This is a genomic window from Rhizobacter sp. LjRoot28, from assembly GCF_964253025.1.
Taxonomy (GTDB): Bacteria; Pseudomonadota; Gammaproteobacteria; order Burkholderiales; family Burkholderiaceae_C; genus Rhizobacter.
Genome location: NZ_CAXUQC020000001.1, coordinates 3,581,049 through 3,596,913 on the forward strand (window position 1 = coordinate 3,581,049; position 15,865 = coordinate 3,596,913).

Consider the following 15,865-nt stretch of genomic DNA (forward strand, 5'->3'; position numbering starts at 1 on the left):
CCGCGATGACTGAATTGTTCGTGGGTTTGATGTCGGGCACCTCGCTCGACGGCGTCGACGGCGTGCTGGTCGACTTCGCGGCAGAGCAGCCGGGTGCGCCGACCGCGCCCTCCGGACTGGGCTCGATGAAGGTGCTGGCGCATGCCCACCACCCGTTTCCAGAAGCGCTGCGAGCCGAATTGATGGCGCTGAACACGCCGGGCGCCGATGAACTCCACCGCGGGCAGCTGGCGGGCAACGCCCTCGCCCGGCTGTACGCCAAGGTCGTCGCCGAGCTGCGCGCCACGGGCCCCTGGACGGCCGAGCAGGTCATCGCCATCGGCGCGCACGGACAGACCGTGCGTCACCTGCCCCGCATCGGCAGCGAGCCGGGCTACACGCTCCAGATCAACAACCCGGCCCTGCTGGCCGAGCTCAGCGGCATCGCGGTCGTCGCCGACTTCCGGAGCCGCGACGTCGCCGCAGGCGGTCAGGGCGCCCCGCTCGTCCCCGCCTTTCACCGCGCGCTGTTCGGCCGTCCCGGCGAAGCGGCGGCGGTGCTCAACCTGGGCGGCATCAGCAACCTGACCATCCTCTCCGTCGACGGCCAGACGCGCGGCTTCGACTGCGGCCCGGCCAACGTGCTGATGGACCTCTGGTGTGAGCAGAACACCGGCCAACCGTATGATGCCGGCGGCCAGTGGGCTGCGAGCGGCCAGGTCATCACGCCGCTGCTGGAGGCACTCCTCGACGAGCCGTATTTCACCCTGCCGCCACCCAAGAGCACGGGCCGCGACCTGTTCCATGCGGATTGGCTGGCCGCACGCCTGCGCCGCATGCCAGGGGCGCTGAGAGCCGACAACGTGCAGGCCACGCTGTGCGAGCTCACCGCGCTGACGTGTGCCAACGCCGTGACCACGCACGCCCCGACCGCGCACAAGCTGTTGGTCTGCGGCGGCGGCGCCCTCAACCGCCATTTGATGCAGCGGCTGGCGCAGCACCTCCCGCGGGTCGCGGTTCAGCCCACCGACACCCGAGGGCTGCCGGCAATGCAGGTCGAGGCCACGGCCTTCGCCTGGCTCGCCTGGAGCCGTGTGCACAACCTGCCCGGCAACCTGCCGGCGGTCACCGGCGCGGCGGGGCCGCGTGTTCTCGGCGCGCTCTACCCCGCCTGAACCGAGAGGCTGGGCTTCGGCCGGGCCGAGCTCCAGGAGCCGGTCTCCCGGAGACCCTGGTCCGACGCCTGCCGAGCGATTGGCGGAGAAGAAATCCTGGAGCCTGCTCGCGCATCCACAAGAGGCGAGCGCTGCGTGCGGACACCGACGCGCAGAAGCAACAAAGCCGCCCGAGGGCGGCTTTGTCGAGGCAGAACGCGCTCGTCAGGCCGAGAAGCTGGAGCCGCAGCCGCAGGTGGTCGTGGCGTTCGGGTTCTTGATCACGAACTGGGCGCCTTGCAGGTCGTCCTTGTAGTCGATCTCGGCGCCGGCCAGGTACTGCAGGCTCATGGCGTCGATGAGCAGCGTGACACCGTTCTTGCTCATCTGGGTGTCGTCCTCGTTGACGATCTCGTCGAACGTGAAGCCGTACTGGAAGCCGGAGCACCCACCGCCTTGCACGAACACGCGCAGCTTCAGGTCGGGGTTGCCTTCTTCGTCGACCAACTCCTTCACCTTGCTGGCGGCACTGTCGGTGAAGACCAGCGGCACCGGCGGCGCATCGTCAGCGGGGTGGGAAGTGTTCTCTGCAACGGCGCTCATGGCGTCTCCTGGTAAATCTCGGTCAAACAGTCGTCGGATGCGAGATTATCCCACCGCCGCCGTCGGATTCGCCGACGCGTTCGACGACGCCAACTTGATCAGCAGGGGTTTTTCGTCAGCTTTCAGCGGACGGAGCTCGCCGTTGATTGTGGCGCCCTGGTGCATCTCGAGCGCCTGGTAGCGAACGTCGCCCACGATGCTCGCCTTCGGCTGCAGTTCGAGGAGTTCGTCGGAGTGAACCGGCCCCTCGACCGTGCCGTTGATGATGACGTGCCCGGCCTGCACGCGGCCGATGACCTTCGCCTTCTCGCTGATGACGAGGATGCTGTGACCGCCCTCGGGTGCGACCACGTCGCCCTGCACCTCGCCATCGATGCGCAGGCCTTCGGTGAACCGGAGTTCCCCGACGATCACCGTTCCCTCGCCGATGAGGGTGCGGATCGGCGGTTGCTTCTTCTTTGTGAACATCTCGTTCTCCGTTCGTCGGTCGGTTGGTGGGTCGGTCGGTCGTTGTGCGAGGGCGCGGGCGTTGTTACAGCTTGGTGGTCTGGCTGGCGCGGACAGTGCCCTGGTTGTCCGTGACCTTGATCGTGAGGCTCTTGACCACCGCGGCCTCCGGGTGCTCGATGTGGCCCTCGATGCGCACCGACTGGCGTACCTGGAACGCCTTGGCACCCCCTGGCTGAGGATGAGACCACGGTTTGCCGTCGAGTGTTCCGCCGAGGATGATCTCGTAGCGGCCGCTGAATTCGGGCACGTTGCGGCCGATCTGCATCAGCAGCGCCTGGTACCGGGTCTCGGTGGGTGACTGTGTCTGCGCCTTCAACGCGCGCACGTTGAGCCCCTGGCTGCCGGTGGACGGCAGCAGCCGCTCGAAGAAGCCGAGGTCCGCCTTCAGGCGAAGGTTCTCGGCCTCCACCTGCTTGAACTGCTGCACGAGGCGCTCCTGCGCCACCTGTTCGGCGCGCAACAGGCTCTGGGCGGTGTTGGCGATCGACTGCGCACCCTCGCGCTCCGAGCGCAACTGCGCCACCTCGTCGCGCAGCCGGACCAGTTCTGCCTTGGCGTTGCGGTCAAGGCCCGCAATGTTCTTCCCGAACTCGAACGCCCAGAGGCCGATGGCGGCCGAGAAGCCCAGCATGAGCGCCAGGACCACCCACCGCAGCGGCCACGGCAGGTGGCTGCGCACGATCATGCGCGGAGCGCTGATCGAGAGACGGCGGCGTAGCAACTTCCAGCGCATTGACGGTAGGGAACCCAGGGCAAGGGCGCGATTGTAGGAGCGCACGCCGTGGTCACTGTGTCCAAACCTTGCGGATGTGACGGCGTCCGTGGGAGAGGACCGAACATGGAGACCAGAAGCACAAAGGCCGCCCGAAGGCGGCCTTTGTGGCGTGGCCCCTGCGGCGGGCGCAGGGTGCCGAGGTCGATCAGCGCTTGCTGAACTGCTTGCGGCGACGAGCGCCGTGCAGACCGACCTTCTTGCGCTCGACTTCACGAGCGTCGCGGGTCACGTAGCCGGCGTGCTTGAGCACCGACTTCAGGGCCGCGTCGTAGTCGATCAGGGCGCGCGTGATGCCGTGACGAACGGCACCTGCTTGACCCGACTCACCACCACCACGCACGTTCACCTTCACATCGAAGGCGGCGTCGTTGGAGGTCAGCACCAGCGGCTGGCGCACGACCATGATGGAGGTCTGGCGACCGAAATACTCGTCGACGGTCTTGCCGTTCACGAGAATCTGGCCGGTGCCCTTCTTGATGAAGACGCGTGCCACCGAAGACTTGCGGCGGCCGGTTCCGTAGTTCCAATTTCCGATCATCACCGCTCCTTAGATTTCCAGCGCCTTGGGCTGCTGGGCGGTGTGCGGGTGCGTGGCACCTGCATACACCTTCAGCTTCTTCACCATGGCGAAACCGAGCGGGCCCTTGGGCAGCATGCCCTTGACAGCCTTTTCCAGCGCGCGGCCGGGGTGCTTGGCTTGCATGTCCTTGAACTTGGTGCCGTAGATGCCGCCCGGGAAGCCCGTGTGACGGTAGTACACCTTGTCGGTGGCCTTGTTGCCGGTCACGCGGATCTTGTCTGCGTTGACGACGACGATGAAATCGCCAGTATCGACGTGAGGCGTGTAAATGGCCTTGTGTTTGCCGCGCAAACGGAGAGCAACTTCGCTGGCTACTCGTCCGAGCACCTTGTCGGTGGCGTCAATCACAAACCACTCGTGCGTCACTTCGGCCGGCTTGGCGCTGAAGGTCTTCATGAGGTTCTTTCGATGCAGGCTCAAAAACAGGATGGGCGCGGAGCGTTCGGTGCTGCTCATGCGAAGCGGCAGCCTCTCACGTACTTGTCCATCGTTGCAGGCACCACGCAGATCGCGAGGCACGCCGCCTTCTTTCCCAGAGCCCAGTCGGGAAAGCCTTCTAGTGTATCCGAACTGGTGTCGGCCGAACAGCACGATTTCCAGCGGCATTTCGACACGACTTCGCGTTTGTGCAGCGCACAACGCGTGATAAAGTGTATTGGGATTTCTACCTAGAAGCCATGACCACCGCCGACAACGCCCTTTTCCAATGGGTTCCCATCCGATCGCTCGCCCCGCGCCACCGCGAACGAGCGGCCCAGCATCTGCTGGCACTGGAGCCCCGGGACCGCTACCTCCGCTTCGGCTACGCCGCGACGGACGAGCAGGTGCGCCGCTACGTCGACGGCCTCGACTTCGAGCGCGATGAGCTCTTCGGCATCTTCAACCGCAAGCTCGTCCTCATCGCGATGGCCCACCTGGCCTATGCCCCCGAGGCCAAGACCCCCGAGCAGCGGCGCACCGCCGAGTTCGGCGTGTCGGTCCTGAAGCAGGCCCGTGGTCGCGGCTACGGCGCCCGGCTCTTCGACCGGGCCATGCTGCATGCCCGCAACCGGGGCTGCGACCGGCTGTTCATTCACGCCCTGAGCGAGAACTCGGCCATGCTCAAGATCGCGGCCAACGCTGGCGCCACCGTTCAACGCGACGGCCCGGAATCCGAGGCCTGGCTCAAGCTTCCGCCGGACGACCTCGCCTCGCGGGTGGACGAACTCGTCAGCCAGCAGGCGGCGGAGTTGGATTTTCGCTTCAAGGTGCACGCCCACCGCATGAACCGCCTGATGGGCATGGTGCGTGATGTTGGCGACCACATTTCCGAGAAGGGCCGCATCGCCTCGGAATGAGGCGGCGCCGCGCGCTCCGTCGGCCGAAAGACCCCCTTTCGGGCACACCCATGTCGGGGATGTAAGCAGTTGGTTCACCGGCGTTAGCATCGGTCCGAGCCCCTGCCCTCCGCCATGCCCCACGGTCTGGCGGGCCTTCGAGTCCGCATCGTGAATCAACAAGTACTGCCCTGGATCGTCGTTGTCGCTGTCGCGGTCATCATGCCGCTGCTGACGATCCTCGCGTTGCGCGGGCGCAAGCCGGCGGCGCCCAAGCCGCTGCCCACCGAGTGGGCGCTGACCGGGCGTCCGGTCTTCACGGCCGACGAGCGCCGCATCTACCGCCTGCTGCGCGAGGCGCTCCCTCACCACATCATCCTGTCCAAGCTGCCGCTCGTGCGCTTCTGCCAACCGACGGACGCGACGGCCGTGCGCTACTGGTATGACCTCCTCGGGGCCAACCACGTCACCTTCGCCGTGTGCAGCGCCAACGGCCGGGTGCTGGCCGCGATCGACCTCGACTCCGAGCGCGGCCACTCCAGCCGCGTGCTGAAGATCAAGCAGGCCGTACTCGAAGCGTGCCGTGTGCGTTACCTCGTCTGCCCTGTCGACCAGTTGCCGTCCATCGCCGAGCTGCAGTTGCTGGTTCCGCAAAGCGGTGCCACCGCCCGCGCCCCGCTGCCGCCGCCCTCCCTTCACCAGGCGAGGGACACCCTCGCGAACACGGTGGCCCACCGTCGGGCCGAGCGGTCCGCGCTCTGGCAGGACTCCAGTCTCTTCCAGGACTCCTTCTTCGCGATGGACAGCCGCATGGACTCCAACTTTGTCGGGATCGACACCGTCGACCGGACCGAAGCCAGGTCGGTCGGTCCCCGCTCGTCGGGATTCGGGAGCGACGTGGGGGGTGTGGTGGACGACGAGGATCCGCGCTTTTCCAACAGCCGCCTGCGCTGAGCCGGGCGCACGCCGCGGCGCGGCGGCGCTCAAGTGCCCGCCGGCGCGCTTGCTGCGAGACCCATCCGCGGGCCGGCGTACGATGCGGTCATGTCCTCATCCCTTCCCGCTTCCGCCGACACGCCCTACAGCGGCCTCACCCCCGAGGCGGTCCTCGACGCGCTTGACTCCGTCGGCCTTCGCGGCGACGGCCGGCTCATCCAGCTGAACTCCTATGAGAACCGGGTCTTCCAGGTATTCCTGGAGGACGGCACGGTGGTCGTTCCGAAGTTCTATCGCCCCGGACGCTGGACCGATGACCAGATCCTCGAGGAACACGGCTTCGCCCTCGAACTGCAGGAGGCCGAGATTCCGGTCGCAGCGCCCTTGCTGCTTGAAGGCGGCGGCACGCTCGCCCGGTTCGACGCCGGCGGTCAGACCTACCGCTTCAGCGTCGCGGCCCGTCGCTCGGGCCGGGCGCCGGAGCTCGAGGACCCCTCGGTGCTGGAATGGATCGGCCGCTTCATCGGCCGCATCCACGCCGTCGGCATGAAGCGACCCTTCAACCACCGGTTGAGCCTGGACATCGCCACCTATGGCACCGGACCGCGTGACTGGCTGCTGGCCTCGGAGATGATCCCGCTCGATGCGGAATCGACCTGGAAGCAGGCGGTGGATGCCGTGCTCGAGGAAGTGCAGGCCTGTTTCGACGCGGTCGGGCCTTTTCGCAGTCTGCGCCTGCACGGTGACTGCCACACCGGCAATGTGCTGTGGACCGACGCCGGCCCGCACTTCGTGGACCTGGACGACGCGCTCAACGGCCCGGCGGTGCAGGACTTCTGGATGCTGCTATCGGGCGAACCGGTGGCACTGCGCAGCCAGCTCGGCGCGCTGCTGGCGGGCTACGAGGACTTCATGGAATTCGATTGGCGCCAGCTGCGCCTGATCGAGGCCCTGCGCACCCTGCGCATGATCCACTACAGCGCCTGGATCGCCCGACGCTGGAACGACCCGGCGTTCCCGGTGGCGTTTCCGTGGTTCGGCGGGCGGGGCTACTGGAACGAGCAGGCCACGCGCCTGCACGAGCAGCTCAACGCCTTGCGTGACGCTGCGAGCCACCCGGGGATGCCGTGATCCCCGGGCGCGTCGCCCGCCGGTTCAGACCGCGGTGAGCAGTGCGTTGACCCGGCGCACGTAGGCGGCCGGGTCTTCCAGCTGGCCCCCTTCGGCCAGCAGCGCCTGGTCGAAGAGGATGTGGGCCAGGTCGTCGAAGTGGCTGTTGCCGTCCAGCTTCTTGACCAGCACATGTTCCGCGTTGACCTCGAGCGTGGGCAACGACTTCGGGGCCGTCTGGCCGGCCTGCTTGAGCATCCGGGCCAGATGGGCGCTGACGTCGCCCTCTTCCACCACCAGGCAGGCGGGCGAGTCCACGAGACGCGTCGTCACGCGAACGTCCTTGACCCGGTCCTTGAGGGATTCCTTCAGGCGATCGAGCACCGGCTTGAACGCCGTGGCGGCTTCCTCGGCCTGCTTCTTCTCGGCTTCATCCTGCAGCGAGCCGAGGTCGACCGCCCCTTTCGCGACGCTCTGCAGCGGCTTGCCCTCAACCTCGTAGAGGTGGCTCAGCATCCACTCGTCCACCCGGTCGGTCAGCAGCAGCACCTCGATGCCCTTCTTGCGGAAGATCTCGAGCTGCGGGCTGTTGCGCGCGGCCGGCAGGCTGTCGGCCGTGATGTAGTAGATGGCCTCCTGGCCCTCCTTCATGCGGCCGATGTAGTCGGCGAAGGAGACGCCTTCGTCCGCCTGCGTCGAGGCAAAGCGCAGCAGCTTGGTGAGGCGCTCATGGTTCGCGTGGTCTTCGCCGATGCCCTCCTTGAGCACCACGCCGAAGTCCTTCCAGAAGGCGGCGTACTTGGCGCGCTCGGCCTCGTCCTCGCTGTTGGCCAGCGACTCGAGCATGCCCAGCACCCGCTTGGTGGAGCCTTCGCGGATGACCTTCACGTCGCGGCTTTCCTGCAGCAGTTCACGCGAGACGTTGAGGGGCAGGTCGGCGCTGTCGATCACGCCCTTCACGAACCGCAGGTACACCGGCATCAGCGCCTCGGCGTCGTCCATGATGAACACGCGCTTGACGTAGAGCTTCACGCCCCCGCGCTTGTCACGGTTCCACAGGTCGAACGGCGCCTTGGCCGGGACGTACAGCAGCTGGGTGTACTCGCTGCGACCCTCGACCCGGTTGTGGGTGTACGCCAGCGGTGCTTCGGTGTCGTGGCTGATCTGCTTGTAGAACTCGGCGTATTGCTCGGGGGTGATGTCGGTCTTGCTGCGGGTCCAGAGGGCCGCCGCCTTGTTGACCGGCGCCCACTCGTCCTGCTTGACCTGCTTCTGGGCTTCGGCATCCCACTCCTCCTTCTGCATGAGGATCGGCAGCGAGATGTGGTCGGAGTATTTGGCGATGATGGACTTGAGCTTCCAGCCGCTCAGGTACTCCTCCTCGCCCTCGCGCAGGTGCAGGATGACGTCGGTGCCGCGCTCGGCGCGCGTGATGTTCTCGATCTCGAACTCGCCCGTGCCTTCGGAAGACCAGCGCACGCCCTCTTCCGGCTTGGCGCCGGCACGCCGCGTTTCCACCGTGATGCGGTCGGCCACGATGAAGCCCGAATAGAAGCCCACGCCGAACTGGCCGATCAGTTGCGCGTCCTTCTTCTGATCGCCTTCGAGGCGGCTCATGAACTCGCGCGTGCCGCTCTTGGCGATGGTGCCGAGGTTGGCCATCGCCTCTTCGGCGCTCATGCCGATGCCGTTGTCGCGGATGGTGATGGTGCGCGCCTCGGGGTCGAAGCTCACCCGCACTTCGAGGTTGGGCGCGTCTTCGTACAGGGCGGCGTCGTTCAGCGCCTCGAAGCGCAGCTTGTCGCAGGCATCGGAGGCGTTCGACACCAGCTCGCGCAGGAAGATCTCCTTGTTCGAGTACAGGGAGTGCGTCACGAGGTGCAGGATCTGCTTGACCTCGGCCTGGAAGGAAAGTGTTTGTTTGTCCATGGTCGTCTTGTGATGCGATGGCGCCGCGGAGCCCGCGCTCCGCGATGGGCCCGGCACATGTCGGGACGCTGTCCGGCATTTCAAGAGGCGCATCATAAAGACCCGTGAACCCGGTTCCCTGAGGTACGGGCCCGGCCGAGCGTCGGCTACGATGCGCCGCTCCTGGAAGACGACCCATCCCATTCCATGCCCAACACCCCTGCCCTCGAGAACTGGCTTGCGCCCGCCGCCCAAGCGGCGTCGGGCCCGTCGAGCGCTGCCCTGTGGACGCTCGACGGCCTGCGCGGCGCCGACCCGGTGCTCGGCTTCGCCATCGTCCTGCTCCTGGCCGTGGTGCTCGGAGAGGCCTTCCATCGCCGCCTGCACCTGCCCCGCATGGTGGGCCACATGGTCACCGGCGCGCTGGCCAGCCCGCTCGCCTTCCGGCTGCTCGAACGCACCGACCTCGATCCCTGGAAGCCCCTGCTCGACCTCGCCATCGGCGTGCTGGTGTTCGAACTGGGCAGCCGCATCCGCCCGCGCTGGCTGGTCGACAACCCCTGGCTCGCGCTGACCTGCGTGCTGGAAGGGGCCCTCGCGGGCATCTGCGTCACGCTGGCCCTCCATGCGATGGGCGTCCCCCTCGTCACCGCCGTGCTGGCCGGGGCCGTGGCCATGTCCACCTCACCGGTGATCACGCTGGGGCTCGTCCACGAGATGCGCCCGCGCGGCCAGGTGACCGAGCGGCTGCTCATGACCACGGCCATCAACTGCGTGCTCACCATGGTGGCCATCAAGGCATGGCGCGTGCTCGCCGCTGCCGACGCGCCCAGCTGGAGCGACGAACTCCTCACCGCCGCCGCCAGTGCCATCTTCGTCGTGAGCGGCTCGCTGCTGCTGGGGGTGGCTGCCGGTTGGCTGCTGGCCAAGCTGACGGAGGCCATCCGGGGCGTGGACGCCACGCCGGTGCTGCAGATCGCCGTCGTCATCCTGGCGGCGATGCTGGCGGCGCAGTGGACGCTGTCGCCGTTGCTCGCCCTGCTGGTGGCCGGCATGACCGCCCGCCGCAAGATGGGCCATGCCCTTACCGTGGAACCGCACCTGGGGTCGGCCGGTGCCGCGCTCAGCGTGCTGCTCTTCATCTCGCTCGGCATGCTGTTCACCCTCGATGACCTGTTGCAGCTGTGGCCGCTGGTGCTGGCGCTCATCGTCGCCCGGTTCGTGGGCAAGGGCGTGGCGGTGGCCGCGCTGGCCCGCCCGAGCGGCCTGAGCGGTCGCCAGGCGCTGGCCCTCACGCTGACACTGCAACCGATGAGCAGCCTGGCGGTGCTCCTGACGGCGGACACACTGGGCTGGAGCGGCCAGCTGCCCGGCGTGGACCCGCGCATGCTACAGGCGCTGCTCGTGGCCACCACCATCCTCCACCTCGTGGGCCCGCTTCTATCGCAGTGGTCGCTGCGTTCACTGGCGGACGAATGTCCCCATGCCCCCCGGAAGGACGCCTGACATGTCCCTTGCCGACTTCACCCCGTCCGAGCCGCTCACCCTCGGCGTCGAGTTGGAACTGCAGCTCGTCAGCACGCACGACTTCGACCTCTCGCCCCAGGCCCAGGACCTGCTGCGCCTGCTCGACAAGCACCCGGGCGCCTGGGACGTGAAGCCCGAGATCACCCGCAGCATGATCGAGATCGGCAGCTCGGTGCAGCGGGAGCACGCCCCGCTGCGCGCCGAGCTCGCCGACCTGCGGCAACAGCTCTCGCAGGCCGCGCGTCGGCTCAACATCGGCATCGCTGGCGGCGGCACCCATGCCTACCAGCACTGGAGCGACCAGCAGATCTTTCCCACCGAGCGCTTCGAGTACCTGAACGACCTCTATGGCTACCTGGCCAAGCAGTTCACCGTCTTCGGTCAGCACGTCCACGTGGGCTGCGAGGACGGCGATCGCGCGCTCTGGCTGCTGCACGCGCTGTCGCGCTACGTGCCGCACTTCATCGCGTTGAGCGCCTCCTCCCCGTTCGTGCAGGGGGTCGACACGGGCTTCGATTCCGCCCGACTGAACTCGGTCTTCGCCTTCCCCCTCTCCGGGCGGGCGCCCTTCGTGCACAGCTGGGAGGAGTTCGGCCAGTACTTCGACAAGATGACGAGCACCGGGGTCGTCAAGTCGATGAAGGACTTCTACTGGGACATCCGGCCCAAGCCCGAGTTCGGCACGATCGAGCTCCGGGTGTGCGACACGCCGCTGACGGTCGACAAGGCGGCCGCGCTGGCGTGCTACCTGCAATGCCTGTGCAGCTACCTGCGGCAGGAGCGCCCCTTCGAGCCGGCCGAGGACGACTACCTCGTCTACACCTTCAACCGCTTCCAGGCCTGCCGCTTCGGACTCGACGGCGAGATCGTCGACCCCAAGACGAAGCAGCGCTCCAAGCTGCGCGACGACATCATCCGCACGCTTGCCCGTATCGACGAACACGCCCTCGACCTGAAGGCACTCGATGCAAGCAACCTGCTGCGCGACAGCCTCTTCGAAGGCAACGACGCCACCTGGTTGCGCAAGCAGAAGAGCCAGGGCCTGCCGCTGTCGGCGGTCGTCGAGGCGGCCACCGCACGCTGGATGGGCTGACCGGGCGTTCAGTCGGCGCAGGCGGACGGCAGGTCAAGTTTCCTGACGATCTGCCGAAAACAGGGCCGTACCTGTGTTCGACGGAGGCCACGCCCTCCGGCCGGATGCGCCCTGTTGAACCCGCGCCGCATCCCGGCGCGCCTGCCGGACCCCCGCCCATGCTTCGCCGCCTGACCGTTCAGACCCGCCTGATGCTTTCGTTCGGGCTCATGGCGTTGCTCGTCGCCCTGCTGAGCGGCGCGGCCTGGTACACCACCCGCCTGCAGAACCAGTCGGTCAACCGCTACAACCACCACGTGGTGCTCAGCATGAAGTCCGGAACCGAGGCATGGGTCGCCGTGCTGCAGGCCCGCGAGCAGGAGCGTCGCCTCATCGTTCATCTGGGGGACGCGGCGAAAGGCGCCGCTGCCCTCACGCAATGGAAGGCCGAGCAGGCCCGCGTGACCGCACTGCTCGACGACGTGAAGCAGCGCCTCATCGACGCCAATTCCATCCAGCAGATCGCCTTCGTCGACAACGCCTTCAAGGCCTATGCGACTACCGCCCTCCCGGTGCTGGAGCGTGCGGTCGCCGGCGGCTTCACATCGGCCGCCGAGGTGGAGACCGCGCTCGCACCGGCCGCCGAGCACCTGGCCCAGGGCGAAGCCAAGCTGGCCGAGGCGCTCGGCACGGTGAAGAACTTCACCCAGATCGTGATGGACAAGCTCAACGGCCTGTACGCGGCCATCACCGCCGCCATCGGCGTCATCGTGACCGTGGCCATCGTGCTGGTGGGCGTGCTCGGATGGCGCGTGAGCCGATCGGTGGTGCTGCCGCTGACCGAGGCCACCCGCTTTGCCGACCAGGTCGGTGCCGGTGATTTGTCGGCTCGCATCGAACCCACGGGCTCGGACGAAGCGACCCGCCTGCATGAGGGTCTCGCCCGCATGCGTGACCAGCTCCAGGCCATGGTGGCCCATGTGCGCACCGCCACGGACGGCATCACGACCGCGTCGTTCGAGATCGCCACCGGCAACCAGGACCTGAGCGTGCGTACCGAGCGGACCGCCTCCAACCTGCAGGAGACCGCGTCGTCCATGGAGACGCTGAGCAGCTCGGTGCGTCAGTCCGCCGACGCTGCCGTCCAGGCGCAGAGCCTCGCGACGTCCGCGGCATCGGTGGCCCATCGGGGCGGCACGGCCGTGGCCGAGGTGGTCTCCACCATGACGGAGATCAGCGCCGACTCGCAGAAGATTGCCGACATCGTCGGCGTCATCGACGGCATCGCCTTCCAGACCAACATCCTCGCGCTGAATGCCGCCGTGGAAGCGGCCCGCGCCGGCGACCAGGGCCGCGGCTTCGCGGTCGTGGCCGGCGAAGTGCGGACCCTGGCCCAGCGCAGCGCGCTGGCGGCCAAGGAGATCAAGGGCCTGATCGGCGCCAGCGTCGACAAGGTGGACCGCGGCGCGCGCCTCGTCCAGGACGCCGGCAGCACCATGAGCGAGATCGTCGCGGCGGTGGAGCGGGTGACGGGCGTGATCAGCGAGATCACTGCCACCGCCTCCGCGCAGAGCGTGGGCATTGGCCAGGTCAGCAGCGCGGTGAGCCAGCTCGACCAGATGACGCAGCAGAACGCCGCCCTGGTGGAGCAGTCTGCCGCCGCCGCCGAATCCATGAAGCACCAGGCAACGGGTCTGGCCGAGGTGGTCTCCCGCTTCCGCCTGGCGTGAGCGTCCCGGCGCAACGGGCCTGCCAGCGAAGCGCTGGCACCCGTTCGGTCAGTGGAGCTTGATTCGAGGCCGGTAGGTGCGGTCCAGCATCTCCGACAAGGTGATGAGGATCATCTTCTTCCACCCGCCCAGGGCCAGCTGGTGCTGCTTGTGCAGCGACCAGTACATGAACTGGGCGATGCGGCCCTCGATGAAGAGGCTGCCGCGGGTCAAGCTGCCCATGAGGCTGCCCACTGACGAATACTCCGACAGCGAGACAAGCGATCCCTGGTCGCGGTAGATGAAGGGCGACACCGTCTGCCCAGCCGCGATGCGCGGCAGCGCCTTGGCCAGGTACATCGCCTGCTGGTAGGCCGCTTGCGCCCGCGGCGGCACCCAGGTGCCATCGGGCTGCGGGCAGGCCGCGCAGTCGCCGAAGGCGAAGATGGACGGGTCAAGCGTCGTCTGCAGGTTGCCCGTGACCACGAGCTGGTTCAGCCGGTTGGTTTCGAGCGGCGTGTCGCCGCCCAGGCCCTTCAGGAAATCCGCCGCCTTCACACCGGCGGCCCACACGGTGAGCGTCGAGCCGATGACGCGGCCGCTGGCCATCTTCAGGCCGTCGGCCGTCACCTCGACCACCTTCTCGTTGGTGTGCACCTCGATCGCGAGCTTGCGCAGCTCGCGCACCGCCGACTCGCTGAGCCGGTCGGGCAGCTGCGACAGCAGACGGGGCGCGGCTTCCACGAGCACGATCTGCAGGTCCTTTTCCGGGTGAATGTGGTCGAAGCCGAAGTTGGCAAGCACGCGCGCGGCCGCATGCAGCTCCGCGGCCAGTTCAACGCCGGTGGCCCCGCCGCCAACGATGGCCACGGTGAGGCGTCCGGTGCCGGCGACACGCGGCACGCTCTGCGCGCGAATGCAGGCGTTGATGAGGCGGTCGTTGAAAAGCTTGGCGGCCTGGGGGCTGTCGAGCTTGATCGTGTGTTGCGCCGCGCCGAGGGTGCCGAAGTCGTTGGTCTGGCTGCCCACCGAGATCACGAGCGTGTCGTAGGCCAGCTGGGTCGCCGGCGTGATCTCGCCGCCGGTATCGTCGTAGCTGGCCGCGAGCTGTACGGTCTTGTTCGCACGGTCGACGCCGACCAGCGTGCCGAGGCGGAACTTGAAGTGGTTCCAGCGCGCCTGCGCCAGGTACTCGATCTCCTCGGCATGGGTGTCGAAACTGCCGGCGGCGAGCTGGTGCAGCAGCGGCTTCCAGACGTGCGTACGTGCCGAATCGATGAGGGTGATCTCGGCGAGCCCCTTTCGGCCCAGTCGCTTGCCCAGCTGGGTGGCCAACGCCAGGCCACCCGCGCCACCACCCACGATCACGATACGCTGCATCTGTCATCCCTTGCTTTTGTTGACGTTCGGCCCGTTCGAGACGGGCCCCGTTTGCGAGGGATTATCGAGGATGGCCGTGCAGTTTCCGGCCAGTCACCGCTGGCACCCCCTGACCGCGGGTCGAGGGGGGTGCCGCCAGCTCAGGCCGCTGCCTTCAACGCGGCGCGTTGGCTGAGCTCGGCAAAGCGCTGCAGGTGCAGGTCGGTGTCGCCGAAGCTGAGTTCGATGGCAAGCAGCCGCTTGAACCAATGGCTCACCACCAGTTCGTCGGTCATGCCCATGCCGCCGTGCAGTTGAACGGCCTGCTGGGCGATGTAGCGGCAGGCCTGGCCGATGGTCACCTTGGCCGCCGACAGCGTCTTGCGCCGCACGTCGTCATCGGCGTTCTGGCAGTCCATGGCGGCGAGGTAGCTCATGGAGCGCGCCTGCTCCAGGTGCAGGAGCATGTCGGCCATGCGGTGCTGCAGGGCCTGGAAGCGGCCGATGGGCTGGCCGAACTGCTGGCGCGTCTTGAGGTACTCGCCAGTCGCATTGACGGTGGCCTCCATGATCCCGACCGCCTCGGCCGTCACGGCCGCCAGGCCGAGGTCGAGCGCACGTTCCACGGCGGCCAGGCCAGCGCCTTCGGCACCCAGGCGGGCCGAGGCCGGCAGCTTGACCTGGTTGAGCGTCACCTCGGCGGCGCGCTGGCCGTCGATGGTGGCGTAGCTTCGCAGCTCGAGGCCCGCTGCATCCTTCGGCACGCGGAACAGCGACACGCCGGCGGGGTCGGTGGAGGCGCCGCTGGCGCGTGCCGACACGATGAGCTCGTCGGCGGCGGCCGCATGGTAGACCACCGCCTTGGCACCGTTCAGCACGAAACCATCGCCTTCAGCCGTCACACGGGTCTCGACGAAGCCGACCTCGCCTCGGGCTGCTGCTTCCTGATGTGCCACGACAACGATGCGCTCCCCCGCTGCCAGCTGCCCCAGCAGCTCGGCCCGTGCCGGCTCGGTGGCGAAGTCGCGAACGAGCGCGGTGGCGATGACGCCGCTCGTCAGCAGCGGTTCGGCGAGCAGTGCCGGACCGGTGGCCTGCAGGGCGAGTTGGGTCTCGATCGGCCCGTAGCCCAGGCCGCCCTGGTCCTCGGGAACGAGCATCGCCAGCACGCCGAGGTCGGCCAGGCCTTTCCAGGCGTCCCGGCTCCAGCCCTCGGCCGTGCCCAGCACGGCGCGGCGCTGTTCGAAGCTGTAGTCGCCCTGCACGAAGCGGGTGATGGCATCCTGCAGCTGCAGTTGTTCTTCGCTGAAGTTGAAGTCCATGAGCG

The 15,865-nt window shown here is 67.7% G+C and carries 15 protein-coding genes; 7 read left to right on the plus strand and 8 right to left on the minus strand.

What is annotated here, in order from left to right:
- Positions 1 to 5: 5 nt before the first annotated feature.
- On the plus strand, positions 6 to 1,154 hold the full coding sequence (locus ACSQ2F_RS16395; protein ID WP_436024702.1) for an anhydro-N-acetylmuramic acid kinase: 1,149 nt from the start codon (positions 6 to 8) through the stop codon (positions 1,152 to 1,154).
- Between the two features lie 204 nt (positions 1,155 to 1,358).
- On the opposite strand, the gene erpA is transcribed toward ACSQ2F_RS16395, so the two are convergent.
- From erpA to rplM, 5 genes are all read right to left on the minus strand, one after another.
- Complete coding sequence (gene erpA, locus ACSQ2F_RS16400; RefSeq protein WP_436024704.1) at positions 1,359 to 1,736, minus strand: iron-sulfur cluster insertion protein ErpA; 378 nt, start codon at positions 1,734 to 1,736, stop codon at positions 1,359 to 1,361.
- Between the two features lie 45 nt (positions 1,737 to 1,781).
- Entirely contained in the window at positions 1,782 to 2,204 is a 423-nt protein-coding gene (locus ACSQ2F_RS16405; RefSeq protein WP_331067282.1) for a bactofilin family protein, read from the minus strand.
- Between the two features lie 64 nt (positions 2,205 to 2,268).
- Positions 2,269 to 2,931: a DUF6776 family protein gene (locus ACSQ2F_RS16410; protein ID WP_436024707.1), complete on the minus strand. Its 663-nt coding sequence runs from the start codon at positions 2,929 to 2,931 to the stop codon at positions 2,269 to 2,271.
- 235 nt (positions 2,932 to 3,166) lie between these two features.
- A complete protein-coding gene (rpsI, locus tag ACSQ2F_RS16415) occupies positions 3,167 to 3,559 on the minus strand; it encodes a 30S ribosomal protein S9 (RefSeq protein ID WP_436024709.1) in 393 nt (130 codons plus the stop codon).
- Between the two features lie 9 nt (positions 3,560 to 3,568).
- Positions 3,569 to 3,997, minus strand: coding sequence for a 50S ribosomal protein L13 (gene rplM, locus ACSQ2F_RS16420; protein ID WP_085749538.1), 429 nt, complete (start codon positions 3,995 to 3,997; stop codon positions 3,569 to 3,571).
- 281 nt (positions 3,998 to 4,278) lie between these two features.
- On the opposite strand from rplM, the gene ACSQ2F_RS16425 reads away from it, so the two are divergent.
- The 3 genes from ACSQ2F_RS16425 (at position 4,279) to ACSQ2F_RS16435 (ending at position 6,984) form a co-directional block, all read left to right on the plus strand.
- Positions 4,279 to 4,938, plus strand: a complete 660-nt coding sequence (locus ACSQ2F_RS16425) for an N-acetyltransferase family protein (protein ID WP_436024711.1) — start codon at positions 4,279 to 4,281, stop codon at positions 4,936 to 4,938.
- Positions 4,939 to 5,088: 150 nt separating this feature from the next.
- Positions 5,089 to 5,871, plus strand: coding sequence for a DUF2726 domain-containing protein (locus ACSQ2F_RS16430; RefSeq protein WP_436024713.1), 783 nt, complete (start codon positions 5,089 to 5,091; stop codon positions 5,869 to 5,871).
- 90 nt (positions 5,872 to 5,961) lie between these two features.
- Complete coding sequence (locus ACSQ2F_RS16435; RefSeq protein WP_436024715.1) at positions 5,962 to 6,984, plus strand: serine/threonine protein kinase; 1,023 nt, start codon at positions 5,962 to 5,964, stop codon at positions 6,982 to 6,984.
- 24 nt (positions 6,985 to 7,008) lie between these two features.
- On the opposite strand, the gene htpG is transcribed toward ACSQ2F_RS16435, so the two are convergent.
- On the minus strand, positions 7,009 to 8,892 hold the full coding sequence (gene htpG, locus ACSQ2F_RS16440; protein WP_436024717.1) for a molecular chaperone HtpG: 1,884 nt from the start codon (positions 8,890 to 8,892) through the stop codon (positions 7,009 to 7,011).
- A 186-nt stretch (positions 8,893 to 9,078) separates the two neighbouring features.
- On the opposite strand from htpG, the gene ACSQ2F_RS16445 reads away from it, so the two are divergent.
- From ACSQ2F_RS16445 to ACSQ2F_RS16455, 3 genes are all read left to right on the plus strand, one after another.
- Positions 9,079 to 10,377 carry a cation:proton antiporter gene (locus tag ACSQ2F_RS16445; RefSeq protein WP_436024719.1) on the plus strand — a complete coding sequence of 433 codons (1,299 nt, stop codon included), beginning with the start codon at positions 9,079 to 9,081 and terminating at the stop codon, positions 10,375 to 10,377.
- A gap of 1 nt (position 10,378) precedes the next feature.
- Entirely contained in the window at positions 10,379 to 11,491 is a 1,113-nt protein-coding gene (locus ACSQ2F_RS16450) for a YbdK family carboxylate-amine ligase (RefSeq protein ID WP_436024721.1), read from the plus strand.
- A 158-nt stretch (positions 11,492 to 11,649) separates the two neighbouring features.
- The gene (locus tag ACSQ2F_RS16455) at positions 11,650 to 13,200 is read left to right on the plus strand and encodes a methyl-accepting chemotaxis protein (protein ID WP_436024723.1); all 1,551 of its coding nucleotides are present in this window, start codon (positions 11,650 to 11,652) and stop codon (positions 13,198 to 13,200) included.
- A gap of 48 nt (positions 13,201 to 13,248) precedes the next feature.
- Here ACSQ2F_RS16455 and ACSQ2F_RS16460 read toward each other — a convergent pair whose 3' ends face one another.
- Together ACSQ2F_RS16460 and ACSQ2F_RS16465 are read right to left on the minus strand one after the other, a co-directional pair.
- Positions 13,249 to 14,559: an NAD(P)/FAD-dependent oxidoreductase gene (locus ACSQ2F_RS16460; protein WP_436024725.1), complete on the minus strand. Its 1,311-nt coding sequence runs from the start codon at positions 14,557 to 14,559 to the stop codon at positions 13,249 to 13,251.
- Positions 14,560 to 14,699: 140 nt separating this feature from the next.
- Positions 14,700 to 15,860 (minus strand): acyl-CoA dehydrogenase family protein, encoded by a 1,161-nt coding sequence (locus ACSQ2F_RS16465; RefSeq protein ID WP_436024727.1) that lies wholly within the window; start codon positions 15,858 to 15,860, stop codon positions 14,700 to 14,702.
- Positions 15,861 to 15,865: the final 5 nt, after the last annotated feature.